This is a genomic window from Vibrio sp. 10N.222.54.E6, assembly GCF_041473955.1.
Lineage (GTDB): Bacteria > Pseudomonadota > Gammaproteobacteria > Enterobacterales > Vibrionaceae > Vibrio > Vibrio tasmaniensis_A.
Map to the genome: position 1 here is coordinate 26,164 of NZ_JBFRTD010000053.1, position 16,627 is coordinate 42,790.

Annotated in this window: 14 protein-coding genes; 7 read left to right on the top strand and 7 right to left on the bottom strand. The window is 43.1% G+C overall.

Features of this window, described 5'->3' with window-relative positions; translation table 11 throughout:
• Positions 1–55: 55 nt before the first annotated feature.
• Positions 56–1,522 carry a sensor domain-containing diguanylate cyclase gene (locus tag AB4513_RS23985; RefSeq protein ID WP_009848628.1) on the top strand — a complete coding sequence of 489 codons (1,467 nt, stop codon included), beginning with the start codon at positions 56–58 and terminating at the stop codon, positions 1,520–1,522.
• Positions 1,523–1,565: 43 nt separating this feature from the next.
• Here AB4513_RS23985 and dusC read toward each other — a convergent pair whose 3' ends face one another.
• Both dusC and AB4513_RS23995 read right to left on the bottom strand, forming a co-directional pair.
• The gene (dusC, locus tag AB4513_RS23990; protein ID WP_017099046.1) at positions 1,566–2,522 is read right to left on the bottom strand and encodes a tRNA dihydrouridine(16) synthase DusC; all 957 of its coding nucleotides are present in this window, start codon (positions 2,520–2,522) and stop codon (positions 1,566–1,568) included.
• A gap of 70 nt (positions 2,523–2,592) precedes the next feature.
• A complete protein-coding gene (locus tag AB4513_RS23995; RefSeq protein WP_009848626.1) occupies positions 2,593–3,135 on the bottom strand; it encodes a prepilin-type N-terminal cleavage/methylation domain-containing protein in 543 nt (180 codons plus the stop codon).
• 218 nt (positions 3,136–3,353) lie between these two features.
• Between AB4513_RS23995 and AB4513_RS24000 the strand changes: the two genes are divergently transcribed.
• A complete protein-coding gene (locus AB4513_RS24000; protein WP_009848625.1) occupies positions 3,354–3,974 on the top strand; it encodes an SEC-C metal-binding domain-containing protein in 621 nt (206 codons plus the stop codon).
• 125 nt (positions 3,975–4,099) lie between these two features.
• Here the strand turns inward: AB4513_RS24000 and dsbB are convergent, their stop codons facing one another.
• Together dsbB and nhaB are read right to left on the bottom strand one after the other, a co-directional pair.
• Complete coding sequence (gene dsbB, locus AB4513_RS24005) at positions 4,100–4,624, bottom strand: disulfide bond formation protein DsbB (RefSeq protein ID WP_009848624.1); 525 nt, start codon at positions 4,622–4,624, stop codon at positions 4,100–4,102.
• Between the two features lie 131 nt (positions 4,625–4,755).
• A complete protein-coding gene (gene nhaB, locus AB4513_RS24010) occupies positions 4,756–6,348 on the bottom strand; it encodes a Na(+)/H(+) antiporter NhaB (RefSeq protein WP_009848623.1) in 1,593 nt (530 codons plus the stop codon).
• A gap of 641 nt (positions 6,349–6,989) precedes the next feature.
• On the opposite strand from nhaB, the gene fadR reads away from it, so the two are divergent.
• Complete coding sequence (fadR, locus tag AB4513_RS24015) at positions 6,990–7,829, top strand: fatty acid metabolism transcriptional regulator FadR (RefSeq protein WP_009848622.1); 840 nt, start codon at positions 6,990–6,992, stop codon at positions 7,827–7,829.
• Positions 7,830–7,971: 142 nt separating this feature from the next.
• Here fadR and AB4513_RS24020 read toward each other — a convergent pair whose 3' ends face one another.
• Together AB4513_RS24020 and metG are read right to left on the bottom strand one after the other, a co-directional pair.
• On the bottom strand, positions 7,972–8,451 hold the full coding sequence (locus AB4513_RS24020) for a DUF1456 family protein (protein ID WP_102257903.1): 480 nt from the start codon (positions 8,449–8,451) through the stop codon (positions 7,972–7,974).
• 221 nt (positions 8,452–8,672) lie between these two features.
• Positions 8,673–10,733, bottom strand: coding sequence for a methionine--tRNA ligase (metG, locus tag AB4513_RS24025; protein ID WP_009848620.1), 2,061 nt, complete (start codon positions 10,731–10,733; stop codon positions 8,673–8,675).
• Positions 10,734–10,891: 158 nt separating this feature from the next.
• Here metG and apbC point away from each other — a divergent pair, with 158 nt between their 5' ends.
• The 3 genes from apbC (at position 10,892) to AB4513_RS24040 (ending at position 15,156) form a co-directional block, all read left to right on the top strand.
• Positions 10,892–11,968 carry an iron-sulfur cluster carrier protein ApbC gene (apbC, locus tag AB4513_RS24030; RefSeq protein WP_009848619.1) on the top strand — a complete coding sequence of 359 codons (1,077 nt, stop codon included), beginning with the start codon at positions 10,892–10,894 and terminating at the stop codon, positions 11,966–11,968.
• A 256-nt stretch (positions 11,969–12,224) separates the two neighbouring features.
• Positions 12,225–12,866: a uridine kinase gene (udk, locus tag AB4513_RS24035; protein WP_004734002.1), complete on the top strand. Its 642-nt coding sequence runs from the start codon at positions 12,225–12,227 to the stop codon at positions 12,864–12,866.
• A gap of 106 nt (positions 12,867–12,972) precedes the next feature.
• Positions 12,973–15,156 (top strand): AsmA family protein, encoded by a 2,184-nt coding sequence (locus AB4513_RS24040; RefSeq protein ID WP_009848618.1) that lies wholly within the window; start codon positions 12,973–12,975, stop codon positions 15,154–15,156.
• 239 nt (positions 15,157–15,395) lie between these two features.
• Here AB4513_RS24040 and cobO read toward each other — a convergent pair whose 3' ends face one another.
• The gene (cobO, locus tag AB4513_RS24045; protein ID WP_009848617.1) at positions 15,396–16,001 is read right to left on the bottom strand and encodes a cob(I)yrinic acid a,c-diamide adenosyltransferase; all 606 of its coding nucleotides are present in this window, start codon (positions 15,999–16,001) and stop codon (positions 15,396–15,398) included.
• Between the two features lie 84 nt (positions 16,002–16,085).
• On the opposite strand from cobO, the gene AB4513_RS24050 reads away from it, so the two are divergent.
• Entirely contained in the window at positions 16,086–16,535 is a 450-nt protein-coding gene (locus AB4513_RS24050; protein ID WP_017099041.1) for a low molecular weight protein-tyrosine-phosphatase, read from the top strand.
• The last annotated feature ends 92 nt before the right edge of the window (positions 16,536–16,627 follow it).

A 16,627-nucleotide genomic window follows, 5' to 3' on the forward strand; every position in this document is an offset into this window, starting at 1 on the left:
ATGTCATAATATTAATGGAACTAATGAAAATAACTGAGCGCTAAGAGCACATTCTATGAAAGTAAATAGGCACTTTAGCCTTACCTTTGTCTTCGGCTTTCCCGCTGTGATCGCGACCATGTTACTTGGGCTGATAGGAAAAAATTATTTTGATGCGGTTGAAAAAGACATCAGCAGTGAGTTTCAGCGTATTGAAGAAGTGTTTAAACGAACGACCAAAATTGTTACCGCTCTAGATTACAGCTTCTCTAATTACTACAAATCAGGAAACCCTCTTTTCCTTGATCACAATAAGCAGGTGGTTGACGGTATTTGCCGTATTTGGCCTATCGACGTATTACTTCTTGCTGACGGAAAAACCGCAGATATCCCCTCTGTCGATATCGACTATATGTTGGTTGGTCAAGAATCCCTTTGCAATGAAACCAGTGATAGCTATAAAAGTGCGTCAGAGAAAATTGCTCTCGCGCCAATTCTTTCATTTTTGTCCCAGCTTGATGAATATCACAACGGCGTACACTTTATAGATACTCGTGGTTATGTGATCTCTTCGCCAGAAGACTTTGCTAAAGAGCTAGGGAAAGAACTACTTTCGACCATAAAAAGCCGCCCGTATTGGCAAAGAACCGCCAACAATCCAGAACAATTGACTTTAACGGGTCCTGCGTATCGATTTGACTCTCTTGACCGTATGATAAGCATGACGATTCCGGTGTTTCATAAGGGGATACATCAAGGAATGCTTTCTGTTGAGATTGACGCCAGTAAATTGCTTGCGAGTTCGAATGAGCACTTAGCCGGTAGAATCGATATTATTGATACCACCTTGGTTAATCCGGTTGATAGCGCTACTTTCTATCACGCGATACAACTGGAAGGAGTCACCTCTCATCACGCGATGTACTACGAATTAGATTTTGCCAAAGAGGTCGAGCACTTTTTTGTCTACGAGAAAGACAGCCTGATTGTCGCTATCATCGTATATCTATTCTCTGTAACGCTCTTTTTCTTCGTTAACTCCAATATTGAACGTGGTTACTTCAAAGAGCTGGCAGCTAAAGATCCGATGACCGGGCTGCTAAACCGTAGGGGACTGGAAGCTTTTTGGCGCAGTGTGGAGCATGACCAGTTATTCGCCTTGACTGTATTTGACATTGATAATTTCAAGTTGATTAATGATACCTTTGGGCATGACAAAGGGGATGATGTTATTCGCTACATGTCCCGCCAGATAAGTAATAGCATTCGAAGTAGTGATGTCGCAGCAAGGTTTGGTGGTGAAGAGTTTGTCGTTTATCTAAAAGGTGATGATCGTGAAACGTTAATGAGGACATTAGAGCGTGTTAAAAATGCTGTCTGTGCGAACTCAGCTAACATTGTACCTAATGGTTTTACTGTCTCTGGTGGTGTTTGCATTACTGAAGCTGAGCATAACAACCTAAGCTTTGAAGAGATATTCAAACACGCGGATGAAAAGTTGTACGTGGCTAAGACGACAGGTAAAGACCGTATCGTATTTTAACCACGCTATTGAACTTCTATGCTAGAGAAGAAGGGCAACTAACTCACACAGTTTGGCGATGTTCCTCTTGATAACGCTGAAGGCGCTCTACAATAGGTGGCGCTTTCTTGAAAGTACGAATTTCTTTAAATAGTTCGTTCGCTTCAGGGTAGCCTTTACTTAGATAAACAAACCACTGCTTCACTCTATTGGGGTAGTACATGCCTTTGTCCCCTTTTATTTGAAACTCTGAATAGCGTAGCAAAAGTTCGATGACTTTATTCCACGGCATTTTTGGGTGGTTGTGTTTAACGACGTTGCCAAGATTTGGAATGTTGAAAGCGCCACGGCAAACCATCAATGAATCGACGCCAGTGGCTTCTATGCAATCTTGACCATCTTGATAGTTCCAGATTTCCCCATTAGCAATCAAAGGTAGAGACGTTTTTTCTCTTATTTGATTGATGTAATCCCATTTAATTTCGCTGGCTTTATAGCCGCCAACTTTGGTTCTTGCATGCACAGTGAGTTCGTCTGCCTTTGCTTGTTCGATAGCGTCGACAATTTCAAAGCACTCTTCCGGGTGCTCCCAACCCAATCGAATTTTTGCAGATACGGGAATGTGTGCTGGCACCGCATCTCGACAAGACTTCACCACTTGATAGATGAGTTCTGGTTCTTTTAGCAGTGACGCACCGCCATTACTTTTGTTTACCGCTTTTGCAGGGCAACCAAAATTAAGATCAATGCCTTTAGCGCCTAAACTAGCAGCTTGAAAAGCATTCTCGGCCATCCAATTTGGGTGTTGTCCTAGAAGCTGGAGATGGATTGGAACACCAGCCATGGTTTGAGAGCCTTGATGCAATTCAGGGCAAATACGGTGAAAAACATGCGGAGGAAGAAGTTGATCAACTACGCGCACAAATTCCGTCACACAGAGATCGTAATCATTGATCTCTGTGAGAATTTCACGCATTAGATGGTCTAAAACGCCCTCCATAGGGCCAAGTATTACTCGCATTTGCTTTACCGAAACTGAATGGATCGAAAATTAAGACGCGTGATTGTACGGGCAAGTTAAAAGCTTGTCACTATGAGCTAGGTGAATCTGACGTAACAGTTATTTCACCGGTTAGAGGGAAGTAGTTGAGCCTTGGTAAATCTTCGCCTAGCGAGTAACCATCAGTGTAGTAGTAATAGCAGCTTGGATCTGATGTATACCAAGCAACGATCGGTTCTTCTGAAGGGAATACTGAGCTACCGTGATCTCTAACGGTGAGGTCAGTATTCATGAGCGCCCGCCAAAGCCTTGCGCAGTCACTCCCTCTAATTGCAGTCCCCGAATTAATCGGTAGTTGATCAACAGCGATTGGAAAACCAGTCGATGAAGGATAAACGCTGCCTTCACCATAATCGACATCTTGATTAAAATCAGGCTCTCCATCAACAAGCCACTGTGAGTGGTAAAGGTTAACCGCAGTTCGAAAAGAAGAAAAAGCACCTTGAGCTATAGCTTCATGGCTATCGCGTTGGTAATTTAGAAAGCGAGGAGCTGCGGTAACGGCAAGTATGCCTAAAATAACGACGACAGAGACCAGCTCTATCAAAGTAAAACCATTTTGGTGTTGTTTCATAATGTATTCTATATGTAACTAAATATTTCAGTGACTCTTTTACACTTCAAACTTAAATTTTCAAAATGAAATAAGTTTAGTTTGCTGAATTGAACTAAAGATAATGTTTGCGTGGCTACTGGTAGGTGTAATTAATCATAGAGCTATACGAATAATTACTAATTGTTAGCCTTGTGGGTATAATGGAGACAACAGAATTGACCGACTAGTGAAGTAATATGAAGTATCAATTATTGAGTCTTCCTGACTCAATTAACGACGTAACAGCCCAGTTTGTAGAAGGTGCTATATTTGCATCTAACCTTGCAACTAAACCTCTTGATCCAGAGGCTTGGTTACCTATAGCTATTCCTGAAACTGGTCAGGACTTCGTTCCTCAAGTCACCGAGCAAATTAATCGCCAACATAACCTCATTCAGCGAAGTGAATATTTGCTTACAGAAGTGCTTGATGCAGATAATTTTGCTGAACAGCTAGCCGATTTTTCTGAAGGTTTTATGATGGTCTGGCCGACGATTGAAGAACAGTGGCAGGAAACGTCAATCGCAGATGGCACATTACGCATGCTACAAGCAATGTTAACAACATTCATGCTGGCGATTGATGAAGAACAGACAATCGAGCAAATGAAAGCAGCTGGATTAGAAACCCCGCCAACTTTGAATGATCTAGTCGGGCAAGTCGATTTGATGGTGACAGAAGTTGCGCTAGCAGCGGATGAAGCGATGCTCGGAAATAAATCTCAAAGTGTGAATCCGTTTAAGGGCATCGGCCGAAATGATGTTTGCCCGTGTGAAAGTGGTAAAAAGTTTAAACAGTGCTGTGGTAAAAACAGCTAATCGAGACTTGTTGATAGATTAAGCTTGAATGAGCATTAGATTCTCTTTAAGTGATAAAAGCTTAAGCAATAAAAAAGTCGACCTCGTGGTCGACTTTTTCGTTTCTGAACATTATGTGCTAATTGTTAGTCATTCTTCGATTTAACGAATTGAGAAATCACTACAAAACCGAAAGCAACCAAGTTACCCGCGAAGATAATCACTAGCCATTGAGGCATTGAAAGTTCTAAGAACTGCCATACAACCTTGCTGCAGTCGCCGTAGGCCTCAAACATCCACGGAGCCCATTGGTTTAGAGGTGCCCAGCTAGGGAAGGTCACGAACAGGTCACAGGTAGCGAAAGGAGACGGGTTAAACTGGTAGTCAACGTGCTCTAAAGCAAGCATCAACCCTTTATACGCACCTAACCCCCAACCAAGTAGACCTAGCCAACGTGAAATCGGATTATGCGGGGCAATAGCACCAATCATTGCTGCGATGCCGATAGCGAGCATAGCAACGCGCTCGTAGATACACATTACGCAAGGGCCAAGCATCATCACGTGCTGAAAGAAAAGAGCACATGCTTCAAAAAAGACAATAAAAGCCAGCAGTAAAAGCCAAGATAAACGTCCCTTAGAGAAGTCTTTGAGCATTGCAAAAAAGTTCACGAATTTAATCCTGTCAATAAAATAAAAAAGCCCTGATTACTCAGAGCTTTTTATCTTGGATAAGTTTCCTAATCAACTAATATTTTTGATTAGTTAGATGCACCTATTGTGTTTAGCGATAGAAATCCGGGTTAGTGGCCACCGGAGATAACTGGAGCTACCACTTCACCCGTACGGTGAATGATCCAACCTGCATCATAGAACCATGCTGTCATCGGTTCTACGAAGAACACAATACCGGCAAGGCCAACAAGTGCTAATACGAGAGTATATGGCAAAGCCATGATGACCATGCGGCCGTAAGACAGTCGAATTAACGGAGCAAGTGCTGACGTTAATAGGAATAGGAATGCAGCTTGGCCGTTTGGCGTAGCAACAGAAGGTAGGTTGGTACCTGTGTTGATAGCAACAGCAAGCAGATCAAATTGGTCGCGAGTGATGACGCCTTCAACCAGAGCTGTTTTAACTTCGTTGATGTAAACCGTACCGACGAATACGTTGTCTGAAACCATCGACAAGATACCATTGGCTACGTAGAAGAGTGCGAGCTGTGCGCCTTTATCTTCAACGTGAAGTACAGCATCGATTACTGGCTTAAATAGAGCCTGGTCGATGATTACAGCAACAACCGCAAAAAAGACGGCAAGAAGTGCGGTAAATGGCAGTGCTTCTTCAAAAGCTTTACCCATCGAGTGCTCTTCAATTACACCTGTAAACGCTGTAGCTAAGATGATCACTGAAAGGCCAATCAAACCGACTTCAGCGACGTGAAGCGCAAGGCCAACAATAAGCCAAACTGCGATTGCACTCTGAACCCATAGTTTAGCTACATCTTGTTTTGTACGATTTGCGCGTTCTTTGTTGTCAAATTCAACTAAGATTTGGCGAACGTTATTTGGCAGCTCTGCACCGTAGCCAAACACTTTGAATTTCTCGACAAGTGCACAAGTTAAAATACCACAGAAGAAAACAGGCAGTGTAACTGGCAGCATGCGGATAATAAATTCCCCGAACTCCCAACCCGCTTGCTTAGCAATTACTAAGTTTTGTGGTTCACCTACCATGGTCATTACACCACCCAGAGCAGTACCAACACCGGCGTGCATAAGTAGTGAACGTAGGAATGCGCGGTAGTTTTCAAGGTCATCACGAGTTAGCTCAGAGATCTCTTCATCATGAGTATGATCGTGCGCAGACGTTGTGCCCTTACCTGATGCAACCTTGTGGTAGATAGAGTAGAAGCCCACTGCAACGCTAATGACTACGGCGATTACTGTCAGCGCATCTAGGAAGGCAGACAAGAATGCTGCGGCGACACAGAAAGCGACAGAGAGTAGAATTTTGGATTGGATACCGAGCAGGATCTTCGTAAAAATGAACAGAAGTAGTTCTTTCATGAAGTAGATGCCAGCAACCATGAATACTAGTAAGAGTAATACTGGTAGGTTTGCTTGTAGCTCATGATAAACCATTTCTGGTTTAGTCATGCCAATGGCGACGGCTTGAATTGCCAATAAGCCACCGGGTTGGAGAGGGTAGCACTTTAGAGCCATAGCTAGAGTGAAAATAAACTCAACCACTAATAGCCAGCCCGCAACGAATGGGTCAACTAGGAAAAAAACAAACGGGTTGATGATTAAAAAGGAAATGATGGCAAGTTTATACCAATCAGGAGCTTTACCAAGGAAGTTTTTGATAAAAGCGTTTCCGAGAGACATCGGCATGTTAATACTCTTTTATGTTGATTATGAATAGACAAGCAATACAACATTTTGAGAATCGAGCTGTAGGTTTAGTTAAAACCTATAACTAACAGTGACTTAGAAAAACTACATTCCATGTAATGTTCTGTGGTCTTGCCAAGTCACTCCCTTAGAAACTCAAGCACTGCTTATTTTTGAGCGCAACTCTACTCTTAGATAACATTTAGTCAACAGGAAAACCCCTGTAGCACTAAAAATACCTCTTTTTTGTTGAGAAACGCGATCAAAGTAGCGCAAGCATACCACTTAAAATGTGATAAAAACCGACTAGAATCAATATTTCAGCGAAATGATTAAAATTTACAGAATAACGACGGATTATATATGATTATTACAACTTAACATTGCAAATTAATAGATTTAAAAATATGACCAATCTCATTGATTTTAAAAAGAATTTGTTGTGTTAATGGTTTGTTTAAATGATGATTTGTAGTCGCTTGCTATCCAAACCTTGAGTGCAAACGTGTGCTGAACTTTAGAGTTTTAACTCTACTTGGGTTTTGAGTGCGTAAAATTTTTTGGGGGTATTTCCGCAGGGTGTTAACTAGTGGTATGATGAGTAAATTAGAACAAAATAATTAAATTGGATTGAAGTGTAGATGGTCATTAAGGCAAAGAGCCCGGCAGGATTTGCAGAAAAGTATATCATTGAAAGTATTTGGAATGGCCGTTTCGCTCCAGGTTCTATCTTGCCCGCAGAGCGTGAGCTTTCTGAGCTGATTGGTGTTACACGTACTACGCTTCGTGAAGTACTTCAGCGTCTTGCTCGTGATGGTTGGTTGACAATCCAACACGGTAAGCCAACTAAAGTTAATCAGTTTATGGAAACGTCAGGTCTTCATATCCTTGATACATTAATGACGTTGGACGTTGATAACGCAAGTAAAATGGTAGAAGACCTGCTTGCTGCTCGTACTAATATCAGCCCTATCTTTATGCGTTATGCATTCAAAGCAAATAAAGAGGCTTCAGAGCGTACGATTACTAACGTAATTGAATCTTGTGAATCTTTACTTGCGGCACCTACTTGGGATGAATTCTTAGAATCGTCGCCATATGCTGACAAGATCAAACAATCGGTGAAAGAAGACGTAGAAAAAGATGAAGCGAAGCGTCAAACGATCTTAATTGCTAAAACTTTTAACTTCTACGATTACATGCTTTTCCAACGTTTAGCATTCCATTCAGGTAACCAAATTTATGGCCTGATCTTTAATGGTGTTCGAAAATTGTACGACCGTGTTGGTAGCTACTACTTCTCTAACCCAGAAGCTCGTCGTTTAGCCATGGAGTTCTACAAAAACTTGTTTGTTATTTGTGAAAGCGGTGAGCGTGAGAATTTGCCACTTGTGATTCGTAACTACGGTATCGCAAGCGCACAGATTTGGAACGAGATGAAGACAACGTTACCGACAAACTTTACTGAAGACGACAGCTAAGTCTTTTCATTAAACTACTGTTCGGTTGTTTTACTTATTGAGTAAACGACGTAAAGAAAACGAAAAAGCGGCGAGATAATCAAATTATCTCGCCGCTTTTTATTTATTGATAGTTGGTGAGAACGTATCAATAGGCAGTAACTTACCCTGCAAACTCTTCTGAGTCTGGACGGTTAGTAAATTGCACGCCATTTAGAAAATCGCAAAGTAGTTGGTCTTCACATACTTTGTAGTTATTGTTCTCTGGCTTACGGAAGTAGGCACCAATCTCGTACTTACTTAGGCTGATGCCTACCACTTCTAATATATCTAATACATCTTCTGCTTTCATGTTCAACGCAATACGCAGCTTCATGAAAATCATGTTGTTAGTCAGAGCTACTTCAGGTTTAGGTTGAACACCTTCTTTTTTGCCACGCTTAAGATTGATAAAACCATTTAGGAATACCGCTAACTCTTTATCTTTCATCTTAGAGCATGACTTGTCGTTGTCGTCTTTTAGCCAATTAATCACTTGGTCATGAGCAACGGTCACATCAGCTTGCTCGATAGCTTTAATGATCTGTGCATTTTTAAGGTTTAGCGCGTGTTGAATACGACGCAAGATTTCGTTGTTAGTCACTGGGGATTCCTAAAAAGGGTTTGAAGAGTAAAGAGGTGTTGGTTAGCCCGTTATTGTCGGCAAACAAATTTCTACTCTACATAGCATAGTTGACGGCGACTCTAACAGAGAACGCTTATTTTCGGTAGATATAAAAAATCCCCAATGCTTATCAACTCATTCAAGTTAAAAGTGCATTAGGGATTTCGCTATGAGTGCTTGTTATCTGACTGAAGCCAGAGCTACATTACACGCATGCCAGGTTGAGCACCTTCGTGTGGTTCAAGGATCCACAAGTCACTGCCACCAGGACCAGCAGCTAGGATCATGCCTTCAGACATACCAAACTTCATCTTACGAGGTTTAAGGTTTGCTACCATGACAGTTAGTTTGCCTTCTAACTCTTCAGGTTTGTACGCTGACTTGATACCAGAGAATACTTGGCGAGTTTCACCACCGATGTCCAGTTGGAACTTCAGTAGCTTGTTCGCTTTTGGTACTTCTTCACATGAGATAATACGAGCAATACGCATATCGACTGCTGCAAAGGCATCGAATTCAATCTCGTCTGCGATTGGCTCTTTGTCTAGCTCAGTTTGGCTTGCTTGCTCTTTTTCAGCTTCTGCTTTTTCTTTTGCTGCTGCTTCAGCGGCTGCATCTTCTTTAGAAGACTCGATCATTGCTTCCACTTTCTTCGGATCAATACGGCTAAACAGCGCTTTGAACTTAGTGATTTCGTGATCAGTTAGCGGTGTAGCAATCGCTTCCCACGTTAGCTCTTCGTTTAGGAAAGCTTCAGTGCGAGCCGCAAGCTCTGGCATAACGGGTTTCAGGTAAGCCATTAGCACGCGGAATAGGTTAATACCCACAGAAGAAACTTCTTGAAGCTCTTTCTCTTTACCTTCTTCTTTTGCAAGAACCCAAGGTGCTTTTTCGTCGATGTACTGGTTAGCTTTATCAGCTAGTGCAGTAATTTCACGGATAGCGCGGCTGAACTCACGAGTTTCGTACAGCTGACCGATACGCTCTGCAGCAGCAACGAATTCGTTGTAAAGCTCTGGTTCTGCAAATTCAGCAGAAAGCTTGCCTTCGAAACGCTTAGTGATGAAGCCAGCGTTACGAGACGCTAAGTTAACAATCTTGTTTACCACGTCAGCGTTTACACGTTGAGTGAAGTCTTCAAGGTTAAGGTCAAGGTCATCGATACGGCTGTTTAGCTTAGCAGCGTAGTAGTAGCGAAGACACTCAGGGTCTAGGTGATTTAAGTACGTACTTGCTTTGATGAATGTGCCTTTCGACTTAGACATTTTCGCACCGTTCACCGTTACGTAGCCGTGTACGAATACGTTGTTTGGCTTACGGAAACCAGCGCCTTCTAGCATTGCAGGCCAGAATAGGCTGTGGAAGTAAACGATGTCTTTACCGATGAAGTGGTAAAGCTCAGTTGTGCTGTCTTTCTTCCAGTATTCGTCAAAGTTGAGATCGTCGCGCTTGTCACATAGGTTCTTGAAAGAAGCCATGTAGCCAACAGGAGCGTCTAGCCAAACGTAGAAAAATTTGTTTTTCTCGCCTGGGATTTCGAAACCGAAGTAAGGTGCATCACGTGAGATATCCCACTGTTGCAGGCCAGACTCGAACCATTCCTGCATTTTGTTTGCAGTTTCATTCTGTAGAGAACCAGAACGAGTCCACTCTTTAAGCATGCTTTCGAACTGAGGTAGGTCGAAGAAGAAGTGCTCAGAATCTTTCATTACTGGAGTTGCGCCAGAAACCGCTGATTTAGGGTTAATTAGCTCAGTTGGGCTGTATGTCTCACCACAGTTATCACAGTTATCACCATACTGGTCTTCTGACTTACACTTAGGGCAAGTACCTTTTACGAAGCGGTCTGGTAGGAACATCTCTTTCTCAGGGTCGAAAAGCTGAGAAATAGTACGGCTAGAAATGAAGCCGTTCTTTTTAAGTTCTAGATAGATGTGAGAAGCCAGTTCACGGTTCTCTTCGCTATGTGTGCTGTGGTAGTTATCAAAGCTGATATCAAAGCCAGCGAAGTCTTTTTGGTGCTCTTCACTAACAGCAGCGATCATCTCTTCTGGCGTGATACCCATCTGTTGAGCTTTAAGCATAATTGGCGTGCCGTGAGCATCGTCAGCACAGATGAAGTTTACAGTGTTGCCACGTAGACGCTGGTATCGAACCCAGATATCAGCTTGGATATGCTCAAGCATATGGCCAAGGTGAATAGAGCCGTTAGCGTACGGAAGCGCACAAGTTACCAAAAGTTGTCTTGGATCAGTTGCCATACTTAATAATTCGCTTTTTTGATAGGTATAAATTTTGAGAGGTAATACTACTTTATAACGTGTGATACGCCAAGGTATCAGACAAAGGATTCCCCTAGTTTTTTAGGGGTTCAGTCTTCATCTCGTGGGTGATAGCATAAATAAAAAAAGGAGCCCCAATGCGTAACTTTACTTCTAAGCAAGATTTCTGTTCATGGTTGAATGAGTTCGAGTCACCAATCCTCATCCCAGAGTGGGCGCTACACCAAAATATTGTATCGGTTGATCCGCGTGGGTCATTTGTTATTACCTTGCCTTTTGCTGCCAATCAGCTCGCGGTTGAACTGGAACAGTGGATCCACTCCCAGATTGAACAGCAACTTGTTAGCGCTTTTCAGTTTGAAGTAAAAGTGAAGCCGTCTGCGCTAGAAACAACAGTCGCGACACCTTTGAAGGGCGTTAAGAACATTATCGCCGTGACGTCGGCAAAGGGTGGGGTGGGTAAATCGACAACTTCGGTAAACCTTGCGCTTGCGTTATCTAAGTCAGGTTCAAAAGTGGGCTTGTTGGATGCGGATATCTATGGTCCATCTGTGCCGATGATGCTCGGTCAACTGGATGCAAAGCCAGAAGTGCAGAACAACAAATGGATGATGCCAATCGAGGCGCACGGCATTTTTACGCATTCTATTGGCTATCTTGTGTCGAAAGATGATGCTGCAATCTGGCGTGGCCCAATGGCAGCGAAGGCTTTAGGTCAGCTCGTGAATGAAACCGTATGGCCAGAATTGGATTACCTTGTTATCGACATGCCACCGGGTACGGGTGATATTCAGCTAACGCTTTCGCAGCAGATCCCAGTGACGGGCGCGGTTGTGGTGACCACCCCTCAAGATTTGGCATTAGCCGATGCGCGTAAAGGTGTGGCAATGTTTGATAAAGTGAGCGTGCCAGTGGCAGGCTTAGTGGAAAACATGAGCTACCATATCTGTAGCCACTGTGGCGAGAAAGAGCATATCTTTGGCGCTGGTGGCGCGGAAGCCATGTCAGAAGAGTTTTACCTCGATATCTTAGCGCAAATTCCGCTGCACATTGATGTACGGGAAGATATTGATGCAGGTTGCCCAACCGTTATACGTCGTCCAGACAGTGAACACACGCGTCATTACTTAGAGCTTGCTGAGAACGTGGCTGCGAAGATGTTCTGGACTGGTAAGGCGAGACCAGAGGCGATTAACTTCTCGATGGTTGAATAGCAATGGCTGATCACAAAGGTGTGTAAATCATGTTTGGGTGAGATAAACAACGGTTGGATTAGGTGGATAGCCATAGGGGGTGTGCATATAGTTGTATTTAAGTTATTTGAAAGCAAACGATTGTTTTAAGTAAATGTATTGAGATCATCAATTTGACTGCAATTAGCTAACATCGCGACTAGAATCTATATGCTTTAGCCCCTATAATCAGGCGGTTTATCTCTTCCCACCACCAAACCATATCGGGTGCAAATTAATGTCTGATAATAATCAATGTGTCATCGTAGGTATCGCTGGCGCTTCAGCTTCAGGAAAAAGCCTGATCGCGAGTACGATTTATAATGAGCTGCGCGAAAAAGTAGGCGACCATCAAATTGGTGTTATCACGGAAGATTGCTATTACAGCGACCAAAGTCACTTGAGTATGGAAGAGCGAGTTAAAACTAACTACGACCACCCAAATGCACTAGATCATGACCTTTTATGCGAACATCTACAGCAGCTAATGAGTGGCAATGCCGTGGAAGTTCCTGAATACAGCTACACAGAGCACACACGCACTTCTGAAACGACTACACTTACTCCTAAGAAAGTGATCATTTTAGAAGGTATTCTGCTTCTGACAGACCCGCGTCTTCGTAAACTAATGCACGCAAGCGTATTTATGGATACACCGTTGGACATCTGTCTACTACGTCGTGTTAAGCGTGATGTAGAAGAGCGTGGTCGAACAATGGATACGGTACTTAAACAATACCAAGAAACAGTACGCCCAATGTTCATGCAGTTTATCGAGCCTTCAAAACAACATGCAGACATCATCGTTCCTCGTGGTGGTAAAAACCGTATTGCGATTGATGTGCTAAAAGCGCATATTGCGAAGTTGTTGAAGTCTTAATCGAATTAAATTTTGCCTAAGTGACTCACTTAGCTTTATTTTTTACCGAATCAGTGGCACTTTTATAGTGCCACTTTCTTTTGGAATCTAAGCAAGGAATATGCGGATGAAGAAACTACTCATTTTCATAGCTGTACCAGTGTTTGTTGTCGTTGCAGCAATTCTGGCACTAGTGCTGTTAGTGAATCCCAACCAATTTAAGCCATTAATTGTCGAACAAGCCCAAAAACACACAGGCCTAGAGCTCGTGATCGAGGGTGATATCAGTTGGCAATTCTTCCCATCTATTGGCTTCGAACTTGGTCAAACTGAATTACGTAACCCTGAAGGGTTCACTCAACCAAACCTGTTTAAGGTTGATACGGTTGGCGTTGATGTTTCGGTTACTCCGCTATTTAGCAATCAACTAGAGATCGGCAATATCACTCTAGATGGTGCAGAATTTTATTTAGAAACGCTTAAAGATGGTCGCAAGAACATCGATGCGCTCACACAAGTGTCTGCTCCTAAGGAGTCTGAACCTGCAGCGGATACAAGTTCTGAAGCAACACCGGCGCCTCAAGAGCAAACTTCTACAGACACATCTGGCTGGACGATCAATCTTGCAGGTGTAACTGTCTCAAACGCATTGTTTGAGATGGACGACAAGCAAGCAGGTTCATTCACTAAGCTATACGATGTGTCTTTGAGTCTTTCTGAGTTTGCCGTTGATACATGGACGACCGCGACGTTTGCGGCTTCTGGTGAAAACAACCAACAGAAGTTCTCTGCAAATGGCAGTGCTGAATTCAAATTAGCGGAAGGCTTTGCAAGCTACGCATTACGAAATATTGACCTTAATGCGAAGTTCAATGATCCAGCAACGTCGATCGAGTCAGCGAAGATTGGCTTAAATACGTTTGAGTTCGATAAGGTTAACCAACTGACTTATGCGGTGATTGGTAATGCTGCTGGTCTTGACCTTGATCTTAAAGGTGGCGGTGACTTAACTGTCGATAGCGCGATCTCAAAAGTTACACTGAACAAGTTAACATTAGACTCAACATTCAAAGGTGAAACGCTTCCTCAATCACCAATGAAAGTGGATATGCTGTCTGACTTAAGCTTTGATCTAACGAAGAGTCACTTGAGCTTTGTGCTAGCGAAGCTGCAAGCTAACGCTATCGCACTAGACGGTAAAGCGGACATCACTTTATCTGAAATACCAAAGGTTCGTTTTTCTCTTCATAGCCCGAACATCGATTTAGATGAGTTCTTAGGCCTAGGTAATACAGAAGAAACAGCGAGCGCTGCGCCTTCTGATTCTGCTGGTGGCTCAACTTCAAATACTACAGCTTCTTCGACGTCAAGCTCAGGTAGCTCGACTTCAAGTTCAGATAACTCGGCTCCTGCGAAAGAAGTAGAACCTGACCTGTCAGCTCTGAAAACGCTCGATGTGAAAGGTAATATCACAATCGATAAGTTCAAGGCGAACAACGCAAAAATGCAGAACGTGAAAACTGCGTTCTCAGTTAACCGTGGTATCGCAGATCTGATATCGTTTACCTCGAATCTTTACCAAGGCTCTATCTCGGCAACAGCACGATTAGATGCACGCAAGACGCCAGCGACTTACACGGCTAAGAAAAAGATTAAAGGCGTAAAAGTACAACCGTTACTGGTTGACGTAGCGAACAACGATACGCTGGAAGGTACCGGTAATATCGATGTTAACGTTAAAGGTAAGAGCTTGACGCCAACAGGAATCAAGAAGAACTTGGTTGGTACTATTGCGATTAACTTTGAAGATGGTGCGGTTAATGGCATCAACATCGCGCAACTGATTAGAGAAAACTACGCTAAGATCAAAGGCGAAAAAGTCGAAAGCAAAGACGAGTCTCAAAAGACAGATTTTAGTGCAATGAAAGCAACACTCAAGGTTGATAAAGGTTGGGTTTCAACGAATGACTTATCGGCACAATCGCCTCTTTTACGCGTGACAGGTCAAGGTAAAGCAAACTTCATCAATGAAACGGTCGACTTCCTGGTTCGCACGTCAATTGTTGGTTCGCTTGAAGGCCAGGGTGGTAAGAGCATTGATGATCTCAAAGATGTGACGATTCCAATTAAGGTAACCGGCCAGTGGGCTGACCCGAAATTTGGGCTTGTTTTTGATGATGTGTTGAAACAGAAAGCTGAAAAAGAGATTGATCGCGGTATTAAGAAACTTGAAGAAAAATACGGTGACAAGATCAAAGATGAGAAAACTAGAGATGCAGTCAATGGTTTACTCAAAGGCTTGTTTAACTAATCGCTATTTTAAATAAATAGCATATAAATAGCATATAAAAAGCGCCATTCCTTATTACGAGGAATGGCGCTTTTGTTTGGCTGCCGATAATACCCAAGAGAGATTCCCTATGAAGCTCGTCCCTCGCATTAGGGAATGACGATAGGTATTAGTGCCTTGTTCAAGGGCGAGACAGTCTAGTGGTCGTCATCCTCGAGAGGGAAGAGTGACCGAGTCGGGGACCTCTGGTTGGAAGGCTGTTACCAATCCACACCTTGCAGAGCTTTAACACCAGACTCAAAAGCGTGTTTAACGTTACGAACTTCAGACACGGTATCGGCCATGTCCGTTAAAGTACGATGCGCTCCACGGCCTGTGATGATCACTGATTGCATTTTAGGACGGTTACTCAGAGCCTCTACCACTTCATCTAGCTCGATGTAGCCATAGCTTACCATGTACGTCAGCTCATCAAACAGAATTACATCAATCGACTCATCAGCTAGCATGCGTTGGCACTCTTTCCATACGCGCTGTGCGGCTTCAATATCTTTCGCCTTATTTTGAGTTTCCCAAGTAAAGCCTGTACCCATCACTTGGAACTCTACATCGAGTTTTTGAAGAACGTTCTTTTCACCGTTATCCCAGGTTCCCTTTACAAACTGAGCAACGGCACATTTCTTACCGTGACCGACTGCACGTGTAATCGTACCGAAACCTGATGTCGATTTCCCTTTCCCGTTGCCAGTAATAACCAATAACAGTCCTTTCACTTCTTGCGCTGCTGCAACACGTGCATCGACTTGCTCTTTTACTTTCTGTTGTCTTGCTTTGTGGCGTTGTTCTTTGTTGTCTTCGGTCGACATAACAAATCCTTTTAAGTTGTGATTACGCCTATCATAGCCTAACTTAACGATAGCAAAAACCATCGGAAGAACAGGTGATTACGGATGAAAAAGATACTCGTGGTTTGTATGGGGAATATTTGTCGTTCGCCAACAGGTGAAGCGGTGCTGAGAAAGAAAGCTCAGCAGATGGATATTAATGTAACGGTCGACTCCGCTGGGACGATTGGCTTTCATCAAGGCAATGCGCCAGACTCACGTTCAAAATCAGCAGGAGAGAAGCGCGGCTACAGCTTTAAAGGGATTACCTCTCGTAAAGTGGTAGATAATGACTTCGAAGAGTTTGACCTGATACTTGCGGCAGACAAGGCGAATTTAGATGACTTAGTGAGCCAGTGTCCAGTTCACCTCCAATACAAGCTCGCGTTATTTTTGAGTTTTGGAGAGTCACAATATCAAGAAATTCCCGATCCTTATTATGGTGAGGGGAATGGCTTTGAATTAGTGTTGGATTTAATCGAAGAGTCGAGCGAAGCGATACTGCGTTCAATATAGTGTAGAGGCTGTGTTCTTGGTGGGCGATAAAGTATCAAGGTTCATCGATATAAAAAAGGCCGACATTGAATGTCTAATGCCGATCGTTTAAG